15 protein-coding genes are annotated in these 19,555 nt (G+C 36.0%); 12 read left to right on the top strand and 3 right to left on the bottom strand.

Going from position 1 to position 19,555, the window contains the following annotated elements:
- Positions 1–16 precede the first annotated feature (16 nt).
- Entirely contained in the window at positions 17–1,189 is a 1,173-nt protein-coding gene (gmd, locus tag Q7U10_01400) for a GDP-mannose 4,6-dehydratase (protein MDO8281274.1), read from the bottom strand.
- An 859-nt stretch (positions 1,190–2,048) separates the two neighbouring features.
- On the opposite strand from gmd, the gene Q7U10_01395 reads away from it, so the two are divergent.
- From Q7U10_01395 to Q7U10_01385, 3 genes are all read left to right on the top strand, one after another.
- On the top strand, positions 2,049–2,981 hold the full coding sequence (locus Q7U10_01395; protein ID MDO8281273.1) for a hypothetical protein: 933 nt from the start codon (positions 2,049–2,051) through the stop codon (positions 2,979–2,981).
- Between the two features lie 250 nt (positions 2,982–3,231).
- Positions 3,232–4,290, top strand: coding sequence for an NAD-dependent epimerase/dehydratase family protein (locus tag Q7U10_01390; GenBank protein ID MDO8281272.1), 1,059 nt, complete (start codon positions 3,232–3,234; stop codon positions 4,288–4,290).
- Entirely contained in the window at positions 4,287–5,000 is a 714-nt protein-coding gene (locus Q7U10_01385; GenBank protein ID MDO8281271.1) for a glycosyltransferase family 2 protein, read from the top strand. The genes Q7U10_01390 and Q7U10_01385 overlap by 4 nt, the downstream gene beginning before the upstream one ends.
- A 13-nt stretch (positions 5,001–5,013) precedes the next feature.
- Here Q7U10_01385 and Q7U10_01380 read toward each other — a convergent pair whose 3' ends face one another.
- Positions 5,014–6,018, bottom strand: coding sequence for an NAD-dependent epimerase/dehydratase family protein (locus Q7U10_01380; protein MDO8281270.1), 1,005 nt, complete (start codon positions 6,016–6,018; stop codon positions 5,014–5,016).
- A gap of 71 nt (positions 6,019–6,089) precedes the next feature.
- Positions 6,090–7,448, bottom strand: coding sequence for a hypothetical protein (locus Q7U10_01375; protein ID MDO8281269.1), 1,359 nt, complete (start codon positions 7,446–7,448; stop codon positions 6,090–6,092).
- Between the two features lie 303 nt (positions 7,449–7,751).
- On the opposite strand from Q7U10_01375, the gene Q7U10_01370 reads away from it, so the two are divergent.
- The 9 genes from Q7U10_01370 to Q7U10_01330 all read left to right on the top strand — a co-directional run bounded on the left by Q7U10_01370 (position 7,752) and on the right by Q7U10_01330 (position 19,512).
- Positions 7,752–9,389, top strand: a complete 1,638-nt coding sequence (locus Q7U10_01370) for a hypothetical protein (protein ID MDO8281268.1) — start codon at positions 7,752–7,754, stop codon at positions 9,387–9,389.
- Positions 9,390–9,391: 2 nt separating this feature from the next.
- Positions 9,392–11,341: a hypothetical protein gene (locus Q7U10_01365; protein ID MDO8281267.1), complete on the top strand. Its 1,950-nt coding sequence runs from the start codon at positions 9,392–9,394 to the stop codon at positions 11,339–11,341.
- Positions 11,338–12,255, top strand: coding sequence for an NAD-dependent epimerase/dehydratase family protein (locus Q7U10_01360; GenBank protein MDO8281266.1), 918 nt, complete (start codon positions 11,338–11,340; stop codon positions 12,253–12,255). The genes Q7U10_01365 and Q7U10_01360 overlap by 4 nt, the downstream gene beginning before the upstream one ends.
- A gap of 2 nt (positions 12,256–12,257) precedes the next feature.
- Positions 12,258–12,704, top strand: a complete 447-nt coding sequence (locus Q7U10_01355; GenBank protein MDO8281265.1) for a hypothetical protein — start codon at positions 12,258–12,260, stop codon at positions 12,702–12,704.
- A 3-nt stretch (positions 12,705–12,707) separates the two neighbouring features.
- The gene (locus Q7U10_01350; GenBank protein ID MDO8281264.1) at positions 12,708–14,318 is read left to right on the top strand and encodes a GMC oxidoreductase; all 1,611 of its coding nucleotides are present in this window, start codon (positions 12,708–12,710) and stop codon (positions 14,316–14,318) included.
- Between the two features lie 3 nt (positions 14,319–14,321).
- The gene (locus tag Q7U10_01345) at positions 14,322–15,956 is read left to right on the top strand and encodes a hypothetical protein (GenBank protein MDO8281263.1); all 1,635 of its coding nucleotides are present in this window, start codon (positions 14,322–14,324) and stop codon (positions 15,954–15,956) included.
- Between the two features lie 118 nt (positions 15,957–16,074).
- The gene (locus Q7U10_01340; GenBank protein ID MDO8281262.1) at positions 16,075–17,187 is read left to right on the top strand and encodes an SGNH/GDSL hydrolase family protein; all 1,113 of its coding nucleotides are present in this window, start codon (positions 16,075–16,077) and stop codon (positions 17,185–17,187) included.
- 45 nt (positions 17,188–17,232) lie between these two features.
- On the top strand, positions 17,233–19,125 hold the full coding sequence (locus Q7U10_01335; protein ID MDO8281261.1) for an alkaline phosphatase family protein: 1,893 nt from the start codon (positions 17,233–17,235) through the stop codon (positions 19,123–19,125).
- Positions 19,126–19,263: 138 nt separating this feature from the next.
- Entirely contained in the window at positions 19,264–19,512 is a 249-nt protein-coding gene (locus Q7U10_01330; protein MDO8281260.1) for a hypothetical protein, read from the top strand.
- The last annotated feature ends 43 nt before the right edge of the window (positions 19,513–19,555 follow it).

The following is a 19,555-nucleotide window of genomic DNA, read 5'->3' as shown; positions in this document are numbered from 1 at the left end:
AATTGCCTGAAAAAACCTATATTATAGTTACTCGGTTGGTTGTCCAGTAAATCTCTTTACTGCTTAATATGACTTTACCTTCACCAGGCGGATCAAGACCTATCAACTCAAAATCTGCATCTACCATTATTTTTATCAATTCTTCAAACGTAACCTTAGGCTCCCATCCAAGTTTCTTTCTGGCTTTAGAGATATCTGCAAGAAGAAAATCTACCTCTGCGGGACGGAAATAACGAGGGTCTATCTCCACTAATACATCGCCGGTATTTACAGGCAAGTTCGGCGCAGATGAACGGACAACGCCTTTTGTGTCCAGCCCATCCCCCTTCCATTCAAGCTCAATCCCTGAATAATTGAAGGCATGTTCTGCAAATTCTCTGACTGAATGGCTATTGCCTGTACCTATAACATAATCATCAGGCTCATCCTGCTGAAGCATCAGCCATTGGCACTCTACATACTCCGGTGCAAAGCCCCAGTCTCTTTTTGCATCAAGGTTACCGAGATAAAGTTTTTTTTGTTTTCCTGCAACAATATTAGCAACTGCAGATGTTATTTTCTTAGTGACAAATGTTTCACCTCTCCGGGGTGATTCATGATTGAAAAGAATGCCGTTGCATGCAAACAGATTATACCCTTCCCTGTAGTTTACAGTCATCCAGTAAGAATATACCTTTGCAGCTGCGTAAGGGCTTCTTGGGTGAAAAGGTGTTTTTTCATTTTGAGGAGGAGGCGTGGAGCCGAACATCTCTGAAGATGAGGCCTGATAGAATTTTGTTTTTATTCCGCTTCGGTGTATGGCTTCAAGAATTCTTGTAGTACCGATGGCAGTAATATCTCCAGTATATTCAGGCATATCAAAACTTACCCTTACATGGCTTTGTGCACCAAGATGATAGATTTCATCTGGCTGAATATTATAAATAAGATTTGTAAGCTGTCCGGAGTCAGATAGGTCGCCATAGTGAAGGAAGAGCTTTCTGCCCGGGATATGCGGATCGATATAAAGATGGTCAACTCTTCTTGTGTTAAATGTGCTTGCTCTGCGAATAAGGCCGTGTACTATATACCCTTTTGATAGAAGCAGTTCTGCAAGGTAAGAACCATCCTGTCCAGTAATGCCGGTTATTAAAGCTGTTTTTGATGATAAACGCTGAATGCTGGATTTTGTTTTATCAGGGAGTACCATGCTTTTCCTTATTTTTTAATATACCTTACGGTGTCGTTTCTTTTCAACGAGTCTTAAAAACTATCCTAATATTGTAATAAACTTAATTAATAAATTATAATTAATTATACAGTGTTTTTTTACTTATTTGTAAACGATTACCAGATAATAAATGAAATCAGATAAAAAAAAGAGTTATTATTTTTGGTACGCCATTCCGGCTGGAGTTGTCTTGGCAGTTCTTTTTTTTATGCGGGGAATTCCTTTTGAGGACGATATTTATATTTTATACCGCTATGCCGAGAACTGGGCTTCAGGACATGGGCCTGTTTTTAATATCGGCGAGCATGTAGAGGGAGTTTCCACTTTTTTATGGGAAGCCATTGTAACCTTGGGCGTTTACTTCTCATTGGATCCTGTCAAATTTACCCCATTACTAAATTTAATAGTAGGGCTTATGTGTCTTTTTCTTATAAGCCATCTAAGCAGTTATATACAATTTTCACGGCCCAGATTCATGGCCTTCTTCCTTCCTCTTTTATGCGCGCTGTCTTATGGTTTCTATTATTATGTTGCTTCCGGTATGGATGCGATAATCTTTTCACTTATTTTAATGATTTGCATATTAAGCCTTTATAAAATATTTATCAGCGGCAAATATTTTCATGCTATTATCCCTCTTATTTTAATGAATCTTGTAAGGGCAGAGGGCTTTATTTACTCTGTTGTTCTGATTTTCATGCTTCTGTTATTTACTTTTATTAACGATAAAAAAATATCCAGGCAGCTTTTTTTGACGACCTTAATATTTACAGTGATCACATTTATGTTATTTGTACTTCGCTATAGCTTTTATCATGAATGGATGCCTGCAACTGTAATGGCTAAAGGTTATGGTACTCATCTTTTAAAAACTGCGATATTAAGCGGGGATCTGACAGCGCTGAAGGAGTTCCTGATAGTAATCAGAAGCGGTATTAAGTATGAATTTTTTCTTGTGGCATTGGGGGCATGGATACCATTTATTCTGCTCCTGTTCAAGGCTAACAGGGGCAACTTTCTTCTCTGGCTTATTGCCATTAGTATTGGTATGAATGTTTTTGTTACTGTCCTGGCAGGCGGTGATTATTTCTTTTACAAAAGGCATTTCATTGCTGTATTGCCGTTAATGATTATTTTTTTTGGATGGGCAGTTGATCTATTGTTTCAAAAATACTGGGATGGCTCAATTTTCAGGAAGTCGTTTTTGGCTGTATCATTAGCTTTACTGCTGTTGTCTTGGAGTGTTTTTTTAATTAATCCTGCTATTTTTCTCAAGGATTATAAATCAGAAGAGGGCCGTTCATTATTTCTCAGGCAGTTAGGAGAAGCTATGCGTGATATTCCAGAGAGGACGGTATTGCTCAGCCAGATGCTTGGAAAGATATCATATCATGCCGGCACAAATGTTTACTCAAGAGATATTTTGGGCTTGACTGATATACATAATGCTAAATATGGTGATGAGTGGGGGTTTAATGACGATGGCAGGGGGCCGTGTGGGAGAACGGACTTTGATTATTCATTCTCTACCCCTTTTGATGTTTTTTTCTATAATTCCAAAAACATGCATAAGAGGTTCAGTTCTTTTTGTAATGAAAACCCTTCTAATTGTGAAAAATACAGATTTTTCATTAAAGACGAGTGGATCAATTCAGCATCTTTTGTTATCGCAAACATAAACCATCCTGTTTCCAAGGTGTTGGAGGACAAATTCGGGGCTGTTGCTATTTCTATTGATGACAGTTTGAAGTATGTTTTGGAGGCGAATTGATCTGAATTTAGTGTGACACCAGATTAATTTATGCGTGCTGTAAGAGGGAAAGAAATATAGCTCATCACTATTTGTATTCATGCCATAATCATGAATGATACAGGTTGTTCAAAAATAAGTTAAGCCTTTAATAGCATATGTATTTTTAAATCAGAAACAGCCCCAACTTATTGGTATCTAAATAGTATTTCATGTATTATATATAATAATTATATCCTAACATTAAGAAGTTTTAACTATTCATTCACCTATGCATAAATCATTTTATTCTGGAAAAAAAGTCTTAATAACTGGTGGTAATGGATTCATTGGTTCAGCACTTGCCGATAATCTAATCAAGTCTGGTGCAGAGACAACGATTGTCGGGCAAGCTTCCAAAAGCAGCCTGAATAATGTATTTAGGGTCTGGAATAATAACAAGCTGAAATACAAGCAAGAAAGCTGGGGCTATCAAGCAGAAGATGGCAATAAGTTCATAAGAGTAAACTTAGAATATTTTCAGGACACACTTAACGCGCTCAAAAATCAAGAAATTGTATTTCATTTAGCAGCAAATTTTGGAGGGCGGGGTTATATAGAAAATTATCCTGCAGATTGTTGTGAAAATTTCGCTATTAATCAAAATATTTTCAAGGCAGCGCATTTAGCTGGAATAGAGAGAGTTCATTATGCTTCATCGGCCTGTGTCTATCCTATTGAACTTTTGGAAGACTATGACTCTGAATATTTATTAAAAGAAGAGGATGCTTATAGAGGCAACTGGGCCGGATCCGATAGTGAGTATGGATGGGCAAAACTTATGGGGGAAAAAAACCTGCTGGCATATATAAAGCAATATGGATTAAAAGGGTCGATTGCTCGTTTTGTAAATGTATATGGTCCTTGGGAAAATGAAACTCATGCACTCATGGCTCTGATAAGAAGAGCATTGGCAAAAGAGGATCCTTATTTAATCTGGGGGACAGGCAGGCAGACGAGAGATTTTACATATATAGACGATGTTATCAGAGGGAGTATGAAGGCTTGTGAAATAATAACCAATGGAGAGGCTGTAAATTTTAGCATTGGCAAACGTTATACTATTGTGGATCTGGTTAATACGATCTTTGAAATAATACGCTGGAGACCGAAGAAGATATTCTTTGATACGACAAAACCTGAAGGATCAAAATCAAGAGCTCTTGATATTACAAAAGCGAGAAAACTTCTCGACTGGGAGCCTGAAGTATATTTGAAAGAGGGATTAGAGAGAACTATTGCGTGGTTTATTAAGGAACACACTAACTCTATTGAAACAGTTGTCAAATGACATTAAATAATATCTTAGATTTAAATATAATTCTTCCTGTACATAATGAAGTTAAAAGTATTGAGAAGGTACTTAAAGAATGGAAAGACGAAGTAGATAAGCTGGAGATCAGTTATGAATTTGTTATTTGTGAAGATGGGTCAACTGATGGGACAAAAAATCTATTAACTAACCTAAAAGACAGCTATCCGATAAAGCTGAGTCAGGAAGATACGCAGAGAGGTTACGGTAAAGCTGTTATCGATGGGATCAGGATGGCAAATTCGCAATTTGTTTTGTGTATTGATTCTGATGGCCAGTGTAACCCGAATGACTTCAGTGAATTTTGGCGTAATAAAGATACAGCGGATGTATTGATTGGTTGGCGGACTAACAGGCAAGATACTTTTTTGCGGAAGCTGTATTCCGGATCATTTAAGAAATTTTTCAATATGCTTTTTTCTCCTGATTTACATGATCCAAGCGCCCCATTTGTTTTATTTCAAAAACAAAAGATCATTAATAATCTTAATTACTTGTATTTTTTACAGGAAGGTTTTTGGTGGGGTTTTGTAGCTATGTGTTACAAAAAAAAATTGGTGATAAAAGAACTTCCTATTAATCACAGGCTTAGAATAGATGGGGGAACCAGAGTATTTATATTTAGCAAAATTCTAAATATAGCTTTAAGAAATCTTGTGGGCCTGGTTAAGCTAAAATTAGCTAAATAGATTTGAGCCTGCCTTATGAAAACAGCACTCTTTCTTTCTCTATTTTAGACTCAATCCAATTATATAGCCTGCGTAGTCCTTCTTCAAAATCAACAGAAGGTTCCCATCCCAATATTTTTTTTGCCTTATCATAATTAGCGCATCGCCCTTTATCCCCCTCTGGTTTAGCCGAATCATACAGGATCTTAATATCTTTCTTTGATATTTTTACAATGGTTTCAGCAATATCTTTTATGGATGTACAAACATCCGGCCCAATTTGGATTGTTCCTTTTCCGAGCCCTTTCTCCATAGTTAATATGAGTGCATTGACAATATCATCGACATGGACAAAGGCTCGTCCCTGAGATCCGCTGCCAAAAACAACAAATGGAATCTCCGGAGAAAAGATAACTTTACGGATCAGAGACGGAATAACCTGACTCTTTTCTTCTCCAAAATCACAAGGAGCCCCATAGACATTATGCAAAACAAGTACAGAAACAGGGATATTGGACTCAAGCTCCATTAAAAGAGCCTCATATTCACCCATTAGTTTGCACCAGCCATAAGCAGATTCGGGAGCAGCAGGGTATTGTTCTTCCTCCTTTAGCGGCAGTGCATCTACTCCAGATTGACGAGATGCTGGAAAACTGCATGCAGTACCGGTATAAATAAATCCTTTGACCGGATATCGCCTCACAGATTCTATGACATTAGAATTAATAAGCATATTCTGACGAAAAACAATTCCTTGATTATTAAATACATACTCGATACCAGCTACTATGTCAGCCAGGTGATAAACATAGTCAACTCCATTTAGGATATCATCACACATTCCCGGCTTGGATAGATCACGATTGAAAAAATTCCTTTTTAGATCAATTACCGGTTTTCCATGAACATCGTGTAAATATTCCAGTTTCCCTCGCCAAAGATTATCCACGACCGTCACTTCATGCTCAAGGGCAACAAGTCTTTTGACTAGATTTGACCCTATCATGCCGGCACCACCTGTGATAAGTATCTTGCTCATTTGATTTATTGGGAAAAATAAATTAATTTGTTTTTCAAGTTATTATATGGATTATCTCTTTTTTTTATATTTCATTTCTGTTTCAGGTGCCTATCAATCGCTTCAGCAAATAATTTATAGCCCTCAGCATTATAGTGACCATACAGCCGGAGCGGGATAAGAGAAAGAGGGTCTTTATGCTTTGCAAGTACTTCCTCATGCAGGTCAATGATCGGAATCTCTAATTTTCGAGCTATTGATAATACATCTTGCCGGTGACGCAATTTGTCATAATCCGCATTCTTGGAATATCTTTGAAAGTGAGGCAGATATACAAAATATAAGTTACCTCCCCATTGAGAAACTCTATCTCTGGCTTGCTTGAGAATTTCCTGGAATAGGAGATCCGGCTGGGGAGTTGAGATTGTTTCAGTTTCAGCGCCTTTATTAAAACGAATCAGCATAGTTTGTATGTGGCTTAACCTTAAAAAGTTTAACAACTTATTTTGGGTTCTGTAATTATTGTTTTCATTTTCTATTTCTTTTTTAATATAATCTCTAAGAATATTATCTATTTCTTCCTGACGGTTAATCAGATTTTGTAAAAAATCATTTTGCATATACTTAAGAAGAATAGTGGATTCTTTCTCTTTTTGGAAGTCTATTAAATCATTGTCCTCATAATAAACCCAAAGCACATTTTTAGGTCTCATCGGTTCAACATATTCTTTTAAGGTAGCCAATTCAAATAATGGTCCATTGCCGCCCATTCCAACATTTAATCCATTCCATCCTAATTTACGCAATTGTCCTGTCATGTCTTCTCCTGGTTTTACGCAAATACCCTGAACAAATGAATCTCCAACCATCATTAAGTCCGGTTGGCCTGTTTCCCAGCTGTCGGGCGGATTATTAAAACCGTACTTATCAGACAGATAGATCACATATTCCCCGCCTTCGTTGCAAAGGATTGTTGTAGCTTTGGAGATATTACCAAGGAAATAAAAATCAGGCTTTAATCCTTTGGGAAGAAGACGGGAGGGGAATACGATAGGATAAGCATTAACTCCATTTTTACGTAAATCATGAAGGACCTGCAATTTTGTTCTGCGGTCAAAAGAAATACCTGCTTCTTTAGCATCCTTAACTATATCGATACGGTTTTTTGGCACCCACAAATAGATGAAGATTTCAAAAGCATAAAGGGATAATATTAAAGAAATTAATATAAGGGTTACATTGACCTTTATTTTAGCTTTTAGTTTCAGGGCTGATAAAAATAAAATCAAGCATATAATAGGAGCGATTATTTGTTTAGTTATTACTTTATCAAGTGTGAAATTGCTTTTCCATAAGACGAAGAGTAGAACGAATAAGCAGACCAATGCTCCAACTAAAAAGATCCCATTGGCGATTTTAACACTCTTTGTCAATGCTTCTTTTGTTGTCATGGCTTTTCATAAATATTATATAAGAATATAATGGATAGACACAATATTGATTGTTTCAACATCAGAATGCTCCTCATGATATCGAATTGTAAACCTCTACCAGCTAACGTATAATAAGTTTGTTAATAAGGCATATTTATTGATTATTTTGTATTTATTATTAAGCTGCAATGGGTTGCCGACATTTAATTGTCAGGTTATTTGAATTTATTAAAACCGCAACTTACGGCAATAACTGTATCATATTTCATTTTTAAATAATTTTGAATTCTTGCATCTGTATTGGTTCATAATACTGAAAATATGAAAATCAAAAAGCCCCTGCTTTCTGACCAACGCATCATTACCTGTATTATCGTTTTGTCACTTGGTTTGTTCTCATTTCTGACCTACTATGACATCCTTGGATTTTATTTTACCGGGACTGATACGTTAACTTTAATTGATACAGGACGAATCAACTCATTTGACGATCTGCTAAGAATCTTTAGTGAGCCGATGATGAATAGTACCGGATTTATTGACATTGCGAGATTTTACCGTCCGATATCAGTGCTATCACATAGTTTGGATTACTCAATTTGGAAGCTGAACCCTTTTGGGCATCATTTGACTGATTTATTTCTTCATAGTTTAGTTTCAATATTGGTTTTCTTTATTATCCGATATATCACACATGGCAGACACTTCACAGCCTGGTTGGGTGCTTTAATATTTACAACGCATCCTGCTTTTATTCAAAGTGTTCCTTCAATCGAAAACAGACAGGACATTATAGCTGCACTTTTCTTGCTTATCTCTTTATTATTATTTTTAAATTATTTATCTGCGGCATCGCACAGAAAAAGCTATCTATTTTTTTCGCTATTATCCTATGTACTTGCATTAGGTGCAAAAGAGATTGCAGTTATCCTTCTACCGCTTATCTTCATTTATGTGTTAATTAACACGTTTTCAGATAAAGAAACTTTCAAGAGTAGATGGTTGAATTCATTTAAGACATGTCTCCCATATTTGGTTCTTACCATTGTCTATCTTGTTTGGCGCACATATATTTTAAACGGGATAGGCGGTTATGTTAATGAGCCATCAGGCATCTTTTCGGCAAGTAAGCAGATGTTTCAAATTGTTATTGTTTATTTTCAATTATTGCTATATCCAGTTGATTTTTTCTTCTATAAAGCCAGGGATATATTATTGATTTCATCTTTATTTGTTCTACTGTTATCAATATGTTGTTTAATAGGGTGTTATCAGTACGTTAAGCTAAAAAAACATGGTTTTAATGTGATACATGATAGATTAATAGTTTTTTTATTTCTTTGGATGTTATTGCCGCTCGCGATTCATATGTTAACGTTAAACATTCCTTATTGGGGGATGTATATTCCCGGGATTCCTTTTAGTGCTATCTTTTCCATCATGTTGGTTGATAGTTTTCAATATACTATGAAAAAAATAAAGGGGTACTGTTTTTCAACTTTTACCCTGCGGTCATTATTTATTGACACAAGAGTTTTAAGTTTCTTGTTAATGGCAGCATTACTGATCTCACTATTGGCGCATTCCCCTCTTGTTAGAAAATACAGGGGATGGGAAGAGAGCGGAACAGTGTCTTATCTTGTTTTGGATAAATTACTGAGAGTTGTTGATAAGATACCAAATGACTCCGTTATTGAAATATATAATCTTCCTAAGGATGTTCCTGCATATGAATTCGATATCCTTCATACAGTTCACATTATATTTTTATTACATAATCATAGTATAAAGTCATGGTTAGATTTGAATTATCCGGACAATAATTTTAAAGTTTTTATACGCAGTAGATTCAAACCTGCAACTTATCCTGAAGATTTTGATTTGGAAGTAAAAGCCGGGAAAACCGGCAATATGGAAATGAATTTCAATTACTCCAAAGCAGGGGAAAACGTAAAATAAGAATGAAGCTTAAAAATATTAATATCGCTAATAAAAATATCTTAAACGTACTTATGGTGTGTTCAATAGCCTTAATTACATTTCTTGCTTATAAAGATATTCTTAGCTATTTTTTTACGGGCCTTGATAGTTTGAATTTAATTGAGGAGGGCAGGTTTCAATCATTAAGTGATGTTTTAAAATTATTTTTTAGGCCGATGACACAGGAATTTGCCTGGTATCGTCCGCTTGCAGAACTTTCTTACGGGATAGACTATTTTATTTGGGGGCTCAATCCTTTTGGTTTCCAATTAATGCAGTTATTGTTACATATTTCTGTATCTATTTTAGTATTCTTTTTTGCTCGATTTTTGCTAAATGGTAAAGATGATATTTCTGCTTGGCTTTGTGCCCTTATCTTTTCTCTTCACCCGATACACGTAGAGGTCATTCCAGTAACAGCAAGAAGGAATGATATGATAATAACCCTTTTCATTTTACCTTCGTTAATGTTGTTCATGAAATACTTCACTTCAGGTTTGCGCAGAAGGAGCTATTTGCTCCTTTCCATTTTCTTCTACGCGCTTGCTCTTCTTACAAAAGAGCTTGCGGTTATTGTGCCTGTCATGATTTTCTCCTATGTTTTTATTTTCTCTTTTACGGATAACGCATCTTTTGTTAAGACGTTTATATATTCATTAAAGAGATGTATCCCATACTTAGCTATAACTGTAGCATACCTGTTGTGGCGCATGCATATTTTAAGCGGAATGGGTGGATATGCTTCATCATTTGGTGAGTCCCGTGGAATTTTGACTTTAACTTACTCCGGCTTTGACATTGTCTTTTCCTATTTTCAGGATCTTATTTATCCTGTTGATTTTTTGCGTCTGGATCTATTATTTGATCCTTTCACGACAATATTTAGACAAACTGTCTTTGTCTTAGCTTTACTCGTTGCTTTTATGGGGCTTTGCTTTTACAGAAAGAAAGTGTTTGATATAATGTGTTGTGAAGAAAATAGAATAATTAATAATATTAAAATACTTTTAATGACAGTAATGATTTCATCTGTAATCTCAATTTTAATGTATCCCATAATTTCTCCTTCTATTAACAGTGTAATACAGCAATCTTATATTGGGAAAGGGCTGGAAATTCTTTCAAAGGCAATGAGTAATGTGGGCAGTCATACGGTTGAGACCTATTTTTATAAAGCAAGAGATATCATCCTGAGACCGCTTCTTTTTTTAATCCTCTTTTCTGTTATTTGTTTAATGGGAATCCATAAGCGGAAAAAGTTATTGGAGTTTTTCATTTGTTCGGAACATGGGAAATTAATCACTTTTCTTGTAGTCTGGATGTTAATACCTCTTGGTATCTACATCGCTACGCTAACATTTGACCATCACGATATGTACGTTTCTGTAATACCTTTCAGCATGATAGTCTCTATTGTTTTATGTGGAAGCTACAGGACTGTTTTGCAAGGGATTAGAAAATCCCGGGCATCTTCCTATTCGCTGAAAATATCTTTTCAAAATACTAACATTCTTAAGTTAATAGTAATAGCTGCTATGGCAATCTCTCTCTTTCTGTATTCACCACTTTTAAAAAAATACGGGGAGTGGGAAGCCACAGGTACAATTTCTAGGGAGATCCTTGAGAAACTTTCAAATATCATCACTGAATTGCCTGATAATGCGGTAATTTATTTGGTGGACTTCCCAAGTGGCATAGCCTCTTATAAAAAGTTAATTCCTCATTCAAGAGAGGTTGGGTATTATGCTGAATTCAGTATAGAGTCATGGATAGTTATGACTTATCCGGATCGTCGCATAAAAGTTCATATAAACAGTAAAAGAGAGCTGTCTGATTATCCAGATGACATAAAGCTTCAATTGGATTATATATCGGATAATAATGTGATAATAAATATCATTTACAATAAAGAAGAAACCCATAACTTATGAAGATGTCTTTGTTCATTACCGGGGCAAGCGGGTTTATCGCTATGAATTTTCTTAAAAAGATCAATTTTAAGGAATATGATAATGTTTATTGTCTCAGCAGGAACGAAAACGTGACTCTGGGGTCTTTGTCAAAGTATAAAAATTTCAAATTTATTAAAGGCAGCTTGTTTGATACTGATCGTTATGCGCATCTTCTGGCTTCTGTTGATGCAGTTTTGCACTTTGCAGCAGCAACAGGAAAAGCAAGGCCAGAAGATTATTTCAGGACTAATGTAGAAGGGACAGAGCTTTTAATTAAATTGTGCGAAAAGGCATCGGTAAAAAACTTCTTATTTATCAGCTCGATATCTGTTAAATTTGATGATATTTCAAAATATTACTATGCTCAGTCTAAAAAAACAGCAGAAGAATCAGTTAAGAAATGTACAATGAATTACACAATTGTAAGGCCAACGATAGTTATAGGAAGTGGGTCTTCAATTCTAAAGAGCCTGCTGAAACTTGCAGATAAATCAATAGTTCCGATATTCGGAGATGGAAAATCAAAAATACAGCCTGTTTATGTGGATGATCTGTCTGACTGCATCTTATCAATTATTAATGAAAATATATTCAATAACGAGATTTATGAAATTGGCGGGCCGGAGGTGATTACAATTGAGGCTTTCATAAAAAGTATTCATCGTCATATGTTTAATAAAGAGCCCAAAACCTTTCATATTCCTTTGAATTTTGTCATAAATATACTTTCTGTTTTTGAAAAGTTTTTTTATTCCTATTTGCCTGTTAATATAGGACAATTATCCTCATTCCGCTATGATGGGACTGCTGAGGATAACGCAGTTTTATTAAGGCGTATTCCAAAGATGAAAAGTATCGATGAAATGCTCACGCTGGCATTGAATAATATTTAATTATGAATTCAAGCAGATTAGATAATGAATGCAAGGCGTTTTATCAATACCTTATAAGTGGAAATCCTGATAAATATGTGCTTGAAAAGTATAACAATGCTCACACTTTAGGCAGCCCGGGCCAGAGTGGTTTGAGTAATTTTGACAAGGTTCTGCTTGCTGTTGCCCAAAGAGGCACCTTTTTCACTAAGCTGGTTGATGTGTACACAACTATATTCTTCAAGAATGCCATCTTCAGGAAAAAACTGATCTTGCTGATAGCAATCCTTGAGAGCTATGCTCCTGTATGCTACAAACTTGATTCAGTGACTGTACGGAGTAAAACAATCTTTTTCATTAAGGTTTTCTCATGGTTCCTGGTTTTCGCCTTCAGCCTTCTTATTGCGGTAGTATTATTTATGCCGTTACATGTTTTTCAGAAATTTATTCCAAAGGCAGATAGTTATTAAATTATGAATAAAGTATTAATTGTCGGCTCAGGCGCAAGCGGTGTTCACTTTGCATTATCTGTGTTGAAAAAGGGCTATGAAGTGACAATGCTTGACGTAGGGTATAAGAAGCCTGAGGCTGTAAATCCTGATGATACTTTAAATGGCCTCAAGGAAAAATTAGATGACCCTGTTAAATATTTTCTCGGAGAAAACTATGAGGCGGTTATCTATCCTGACTATGGATCTGAGTATTATGGGTTCCCTCCCAGTAAAAATTATGTTTTTTCCAAGCCACCCGGTTTTGGGCTCAGCTTGAAAGGATTTTCACCTGTTTTATCATTCGCCCGCGGAGGGCTTGCAGAGGCATGGACGGCAGGTGTTTGCCCTTTTGATGATGTAGACCTTGCAGACTTCCTGTTTAACTATAATGAAATAGAACCTTACTATAATGAAGTAGCTAAGAGGATTGGGGTGACAGGGGAAAGGGATGATCTTGTGAAATTCTTTCCATTTCATGAGAATTTATCAGAACCTCTTAATCTGGATGAGCACTCAAAACTTCTTTTGTCTGAGTATGAAAAAAATAAGCACTATCTTAACAATAAGCTTAGATGTTACATGGGACGTTCCAGAATAGCCGTGCTCAAGGATGATTATGAAGATCGTAAAGGATGCAGTTATTGCGGTAGATGCCTATGGGGGTGTCCTTTGAGGTCTCTTTATACTCCGTCTGCCACTTTGTATCAATGTCAACAATATGACAATTTCAAATATGTTCCTGATGCATACGTAAGTCATTTCAAATATGACTCAAAAAACCATATTACAGATGTAGTTGCTCAGTCTATTACTGGAGGAATTAACCACGAGTTTCCTATTGAAAAACTTGTCCTTGCCGCCGGGACATTATGTTCCTCAGAAATTTATTTAAATTCGGTTTTTAAGAATACCGGTGAGATAATTAAATTGCGCGGGCTTATGGACAACCGTCAAATTTTCATACCATTTGTAAATCTAAACATGATAGGAAAGCAGTTCAACCCTGAAAACTATCAGTATCATCAGCTTTCAATGGAACTTGAACGGGAGAACCCTAAAGAATATATTGATATTCAACTCACGACATTAAAGACTGCAATGATCCATCCTCTGATCCAGAGTATGTTTTTTGATCTGAAAACTTCTTTGTCTATTTTTGGGAATATACATTCAGCGTTGGGGCTTGCCAGTGTCAGTTTTTTTGACAGCAGAAGGACAGAGAATTACCTTACTCTTGAGACTGACGACAAAACTTCACGATTAAGGCTGGGGATAAACTATTCATCAATGTGTGTTGAAGATAAAGAAATTAAAAAGGTTCTTAAAAAGATAACAAAAGCTTTGCGGAAATTAGGATGTATAGCTCCGTCTGCGGCTAATCACATACGTCCTATGGGGGCCAATATTCATTATGCCGGTACGATTCCGATGTCTTTGGAAAGAACCCAAAACACATTATCTAAAGATTGTCAAAGCCATGATTTTGATAATCTTTATATTGTTGATGGAACCTCTTTCCCATGGTTGCCGGCAAAAAATTTAACATTTACCCTAATGGCGAACGCAGTCCGGGTATCAGAAAATGCATTTTAGTTTATGAGAGGCAGGTTTGGGAATAACCTCTTCAAAATCTTTATAACAGTTTTTCCGCTTCTTACCGTAGCCCTTATAGCTATTCTGACTTATCAAGATATTCTTGGTTGTTTTTTTACCGGCATGGATGCCATATCTTTAATTGATACATGCCGGATTAATTCCTTCAGTGACATATTTAGAATATTTACTGAGCCGGGACTTAATGCTATTCCGGATGCACTGAATTTCCATAGATGGTACCGCCCTATTTCCGTATTATCATATAGCATGGATTATTACATGTGGAAACTGGATCCCTTTGGTTATCATTTGACGGATCTGATTCTTCATTGTTTAGTGTCTGTTCTGGTTTTTATGATTGTAAAATTTCTTGCTAATGGCAGGCAAACCATAGCCTGGTTAGGAGCAATTATCTTTACAACCCATCCACTTTTGGTTGAAACTGTACCGGCTAATGTTCGAAGAATGGATATTTTATCAACACTGTTTGTGCTGCTATCGATATTATCATTTTTTAAATATTACTCTATGAAATCACGCGGAAGAATATATTATTTATTTTCTGTTTTGTTTTATTTGATTGCAATTGGTGCAAAAGAGATAGCTATTATATTACCGCCTTTGGTTTTCTCATATGTAATGATTTCATATTTCTTAGATAATAAATCTATCAGGGCAGGGCTGGTTCAATCTCTTAGCAAGTGTTCTCCATACTTGATAGTTACCTTAATATATTTTTCAATGCGTATATATGTGTTAGGCGGCATCGGTGGATATGCTGAGAGGCCGCATGGAATTCTCGAAATATCTAAAGTTCTTATTGAGATTCTTTCGAGATATTTTATAGTCCTTATATATCCTGTTGATTTCCTTAAGTTCGGCACATCAGTCTCTTCCCTCTCCCCTGTTGCGGTACAAATATTTGTAATTTTAGTTTTTGGTTTAGCTTTTATAAGAGGAAGTTATCATAGTGAAAAAATAGTAAAATATTTTGTTGAAATAAATCATTTGAAAGCGGCAGCTTTTTTACTGATTTGGCTGTTTTTGCCTCTTTGTGTTTACATGGCGACACTAATATCCGGCCGTTACTATCTTTATATCTCCACAATTCCCTTCAGTGCGTTACTCTCAATTTTACTCATTGAGAGTTATATTTCTCTTGTTCAAAAGATAAGAAAAGGAGGTTTCGGGACTATTCACGGCAAGTTATCTTCTGTTAGGGTTTCTGCCATAATATTTACATCAACATTTGTGATATCAGGCTCACTTTTATTATATTCGCCGCTTATTAAAACCTATGGAGAGTGGAAAGATAGTGGAGAGATATCCGATTTACTTTTTGGAAGAATTGCTGAAACCCTGCCAACATTGCCTGATAATGCAGATATATATATATATGATTTTCCTGATGGTATCGCTTCTTACGGAAATAAGATTCCATATGCCAAAGAAGTTGAATATCCAGCCGGATACAGCATCAAGTCATGGCTGGATTTGAATTTCCCTAACAACAGTACAAAAAAAATTGTTATTAAAAGTAAAAAAACAATAATGGCATATAGGGACAAACTGTCTTTAACTGTAACGAATGATTATTATAAAGATAATATAGTAATGTTTACTGTTGAATTTTAATGGCAAAAGCGTAATATGAAAGTCCGGAACCTTTTTTTAATTGAAAATATTGTTTAAAGAATAATTAATTTTTATACTTATTGTCTATTTACATAATGTTGAATATCAATTATTGAAAATGAACCAGATTAAAAACTTATTTATCAACATCATTCTGATTTTAGCCAGTTTAATCTTATTGCTTGTATTTTTAGAATTTATTGTTTTTCGATTTATATTATTCCCTTCTGAATTTCCTAAACTTGATTTTGTTAATGGTGTCATAAAGTACACACCTAATCAAACCGGTGTGTTTAGGGTTAAAAATGAGGTTGCAGCTAAATACCGTGTTAATGCAAATGGATGGAACTCCGGGCATGACAACTACACACTTAAGAAAAATTCAGACAAATACAGGATAGCTGTTATTGGCGATTCATACGTTGAGGCTCATGTATTGGATTTTGATGTAAGTCTGTCGGAGAAGCTGGAGAGCAAGCTTGGAAATAATAAATTTGAAGTTTATCGTTTTGGCATTAGTGGGGCTCCTATGTCCCAATATCTTCATATGCTGAGAAATGAAGTAATGAAATATGAGCCTGATCTGGTAATTGTAATATTGGTTCACAATGACTTTGATGAATCATATGAGTTTTTACAGGGATCCTATGCAAGTAATTTTATGAAATTAAAAATTGAAAACGGTGATGTTATTGAAGAAGAGCCTAAACAGTTTGTCAGGCCATGGTATTCCTCACTAAGGGAAAGTGCCATATGGAGATATTTAGTTTTCAGGCAGAAAATACCTATTGACTATATTAAAGATATTCTTCTTGGCAATAAAATCTACTATCAGGGGAATATCTCTATTACTGCCATCAATGCTAAAAAAACCAGCAATGAAATAGTTACTAACTATGTGTTCAGTGAAATGAAAGAATTATGTGATAATAATAATGCAGAGTTATTGATAGTTATGGGCGGTGTTACCGAAGTAGTTTATGGTATGGTTGATAAAGTAGAAAGCGTTAAAGCAGGTGCGTTGAGTTTGAATTTAATTGCAAAAGAAGCTGCACGTCAAAATGGCATTGATTTTCTTGATCTTGAGCCAGTTTTTGAAGATTATTATAAACAGAAGCAAAAAAGGCTGACCTTTATACATGACGGGCATTGGAATGAATTCGGCCATGAGATTGCAGCGAATGCTATTTATGAGTATATGAATAAACAGGATACTTTTGAGAAAAAATAATGAGATGGATACTGAAGAATATTCTTGGAGTGACAGGAGGAAATAGTGGTTAAAGAATATATTGAACCGTCTAAGATCAAGCATAATTATAAGAAAGTTATTCTTCTTGGTATGGATGGACTGGATCCCAGGATTTTATCTGCTTTAATGAAAAAAGGTGAACTCCCGAACTTTTCCAATCTCAGCAAGTCAGGTTCTTTTTCTTCATTAGCAACAAGCAATCCTGCGCAGAGCCCTGTCGCATGGGCTTCGATAGCAACTGGGAACAATCCCGGGTATCACGGGGTATTTGATTTTATTGGCCGCAGAGCTGTTGATTACATGCCGGAGCTGACCATTATGAAGGTGAATCCCAAGAATATGTTCGGGAAGAGGGAATTGATGTTCCTGCCCGTCATGCATGGAGATGCTTTTTGGGACATTACTTCCGCTAATGGAATTTCTTCTACGATATTAAAATGGCCTGTAACTTTTCAGCCAAAACAGAATAAGGCTAAATTGTATGCCGGCCTTGGAGTGCCTGATATAAAAGGAGGGCTTGGGAAATATTCTTTTTATACTTCCAGACAGGTATCTAAAAATGAGGAGGGTATAGAAAAGGTCATTAAAGTAAATATAAATGAGAATAATATAAAGACATATATATCAGGCCCAAGGGTCGCAAAATTAAATAGCAGGGAAGAAGCTAAAACTGAGATGGCCGTCAGCATTTTTTCGGATGATTCAGGGATTGAAATAAATATTGACGGCAATAAAGTAACTGTAAAAAGGGCGGCCTGGAGTGAGTGGGTAGAGGTTAAATTTAAAGTCGGCCTGATGAAGACAGTATCCGGCATAGTTAAATTTTACCTGAACGGGATAAAGCCTGATTTTGAACTTTATATGTCTGCCGTTCAGATCAACCCAAAGGACCCTGCCTTTGTGATTACCAGTCCTGACGAATATATTCGCGAACTTGCCGGGGATCTTGCCCTTTTCTATACACTGGGCATGTCTGAAGATACCAAGGCCCTTGAAGAGGGTAGGATCGATGAAGATGCTTTTATAAAAATGTGTGACGAGATCATTGATGAACAGGAAGAGATGCTCTGGAGTGAACTTGAGAAATTCAGGGAAGGATTATTTGCGTTCGCGTTTTTTACTACAGACAGGGTACAGCACATTTTCTGGTCAACAATCGACCCTGAACACCCGCTTTATGATGAAGGGTATGCAAAAAAATACGGCCATGTAATTGATGACTATTACAGGAGGATGGATCGTATCCTCGGGCAGACGATGGAACACCTTGATGATGATACCGCTTTTATGGTTTTCTCTGACCATGGGTTTTCAACATTCAGAAGGGTAGTGCACCTTAACTCATGGCTTGTTGAAAACGGATTTATGACATTAAAACAAAAAGTATTGCCCGATGATAAAGAAGGCGGGCCTCTTTTTAAGTATGTTGACTGGAATAATACAAAGGCTTTCTCTACCGGCTTCGGCAGCATATACCTTAATATCAAAGGCAGGGAAAAGCTCGGGATCGTGGATCCTGCTCAAGCTGATGAAATAATGGATCGGATATCAGAGAAGCTTCTTGCTCTGACTGATACAAATGATGGCAAGCCGGCAATTATGCAGGTTTATAAGAGCAGGGATATTTATTCAGGCCATCAGCTAACCAGTTCCCCTGATATGGTTATTGGGTTTCATGAGGGCTTCAGGGCGTCATGGCAGACCGCGATAGGCGGTTCCCCATCGAATATTTTTGATGATAACCTTAAAAAGTGGAGCGGTGATCATATAATGGATCCCTCTATTGTTCCCGGCATTTTGCTTTCCAATTTCAGGATAAACAGTGATTCTCCCAGTTTGATGGATATTGCTCCTACCGTATTATCCTGCTTTGGGATGTCTTCCCAAGATATGGAGGGTAAAACATTAATGCCTTAATTAATGTATATAAATGCAATTCATCAATCTTGAATTTAGCAAAATTGGATGGTTTGAGTTATTGACTATGAAGGCATCCTGTTGTTATTATAAAATTAGTAAATATATTTATAATAAGTGGCTCACACTGGAGGGATTATGAAGAGTTATAGTGAAAAAAATAGTTATTGCAGGTATGTTATGTCCTTGATTGTAGTTTCTTCCTTCTTTTTTGTACCAGATAAAGCGGAGGCTTATATAGACCCTAATACAGGGGGTATATTCTTCACATCAGTGCTACCCTTTGTATATGGCATACTTGCAGCTATTGTGATATTTTGGAAGCGTATTGTAAATATTGTAAAAGGTTTCTTTTCCAAGAAAAACAAAGATAAAATTGACAGCTAAGAAGTCTCTTATAATCCTTCTTCGAGTAGTATTTACATTATTT

It is taken from the genome of Thermodesulfovibrionia bacterium (assembly GCA_030646035.1).
Lineage (GTDB): Bacteria > Nitrospirota > Thermodesulfovibrionia > UBA6902 > UBA6902 > JACQZG01.
Note: the sequence above shows the minus strand (reverse complement) of the source record. Positions and strands in the feature narration are given on the sequence as shown.

Coding starts and splice junctions, on each gene's coding strand:
- gmd (MDO8281274.1), bottom strand. CDS start 1,189: ATGGTACTCCCTGATAAAACAAAATCCAGCATTCAGCGTTTATCATCA.
- Q7U10_01395 (MDO8281273.1), top strand. CDS start 2,049: ATGGCTAAAGGTTATGGTACTCATCTTTTAAAAACTGCGATATTAAGC.
- Q7U10_01390 (MDO8281272.1), top strand. CDS start 3,232: ATGCATAAATCATTTTATTCTGGAAAAAAAGTCTTAATAACTGGTGGT.
- Q7U10_01385 (MDO8281271.1), top strand. CDS start 4,287: ATGACATTAAATAATATCTTAGATTTAAATATAATTCTTCCTGTACAT.
- Q7U10_01380 (MDO8281270.1), bottom strand. CDS start 6,018: ATGAGCAAGATACTTATCACAGGTGGTGCCGGCATGATAGGGTCAAAT.
- Q7U10_01375 (MDO8281269.1), bottom strand. CDS start 7,448: ATGACAACAAAAGAAGCATTGACAAAGAGTGTTAAAATCGCCAATGGG.
- Q7U10_01370 (MDO8281268.1), top strand. CDS start 7,752: ATGAAAATCAAAAAGCCCCTGCTTTCTGACCAACGCATCATTACCTGT.
- Q7U10_01365 (MDO8281267.1), top strand. CDS start 9,392: ATGAAGCTTAAAAATATTAATATCGCTAATAAAAATATCTTAAACGTA.
- Q7U10_01360 (MDO8281266.1), top strand. CDS start 11,338: ATGAAGATGTCTTTGTTCATTACCGGGGCAAGCGGGTTTATCGCTATG.
- Q7U10_01355 (MDO8281265.1), top strand. CDS start 12,258: ATGAATTCAAGCAGATTAGATAATGAATGCAAGGCGTTTTATCAATAC.
- Q7U10_01350 (MDO8281264.1), top strand. CDS start 12,708: ATGAATAAAGTATTAATTGTCGGCTCAGGCGCAAGCGGTGTTCACTTT.
- Q7U10_01345 (MDO8281263.1), top strand. CDS start 14,322: ATGAGAGGCAGGTTTGGGAATAACCTCTTCAAAATCTTTATAACAGTT.
- Q7U10_01340 (MDO8281262.1), top strand. CDS start 16,075: ATGAACCAGATTAAAAACTTATTTATCAACATCATTCTGATTTTAGCC.
- Q7U10_01330 (MDO8281260.1), top strand. CDS start 19,264: ATGAAGAGTTATAGTGAAAAAAATAGTTATTGCAGGTATGTTATGTCC.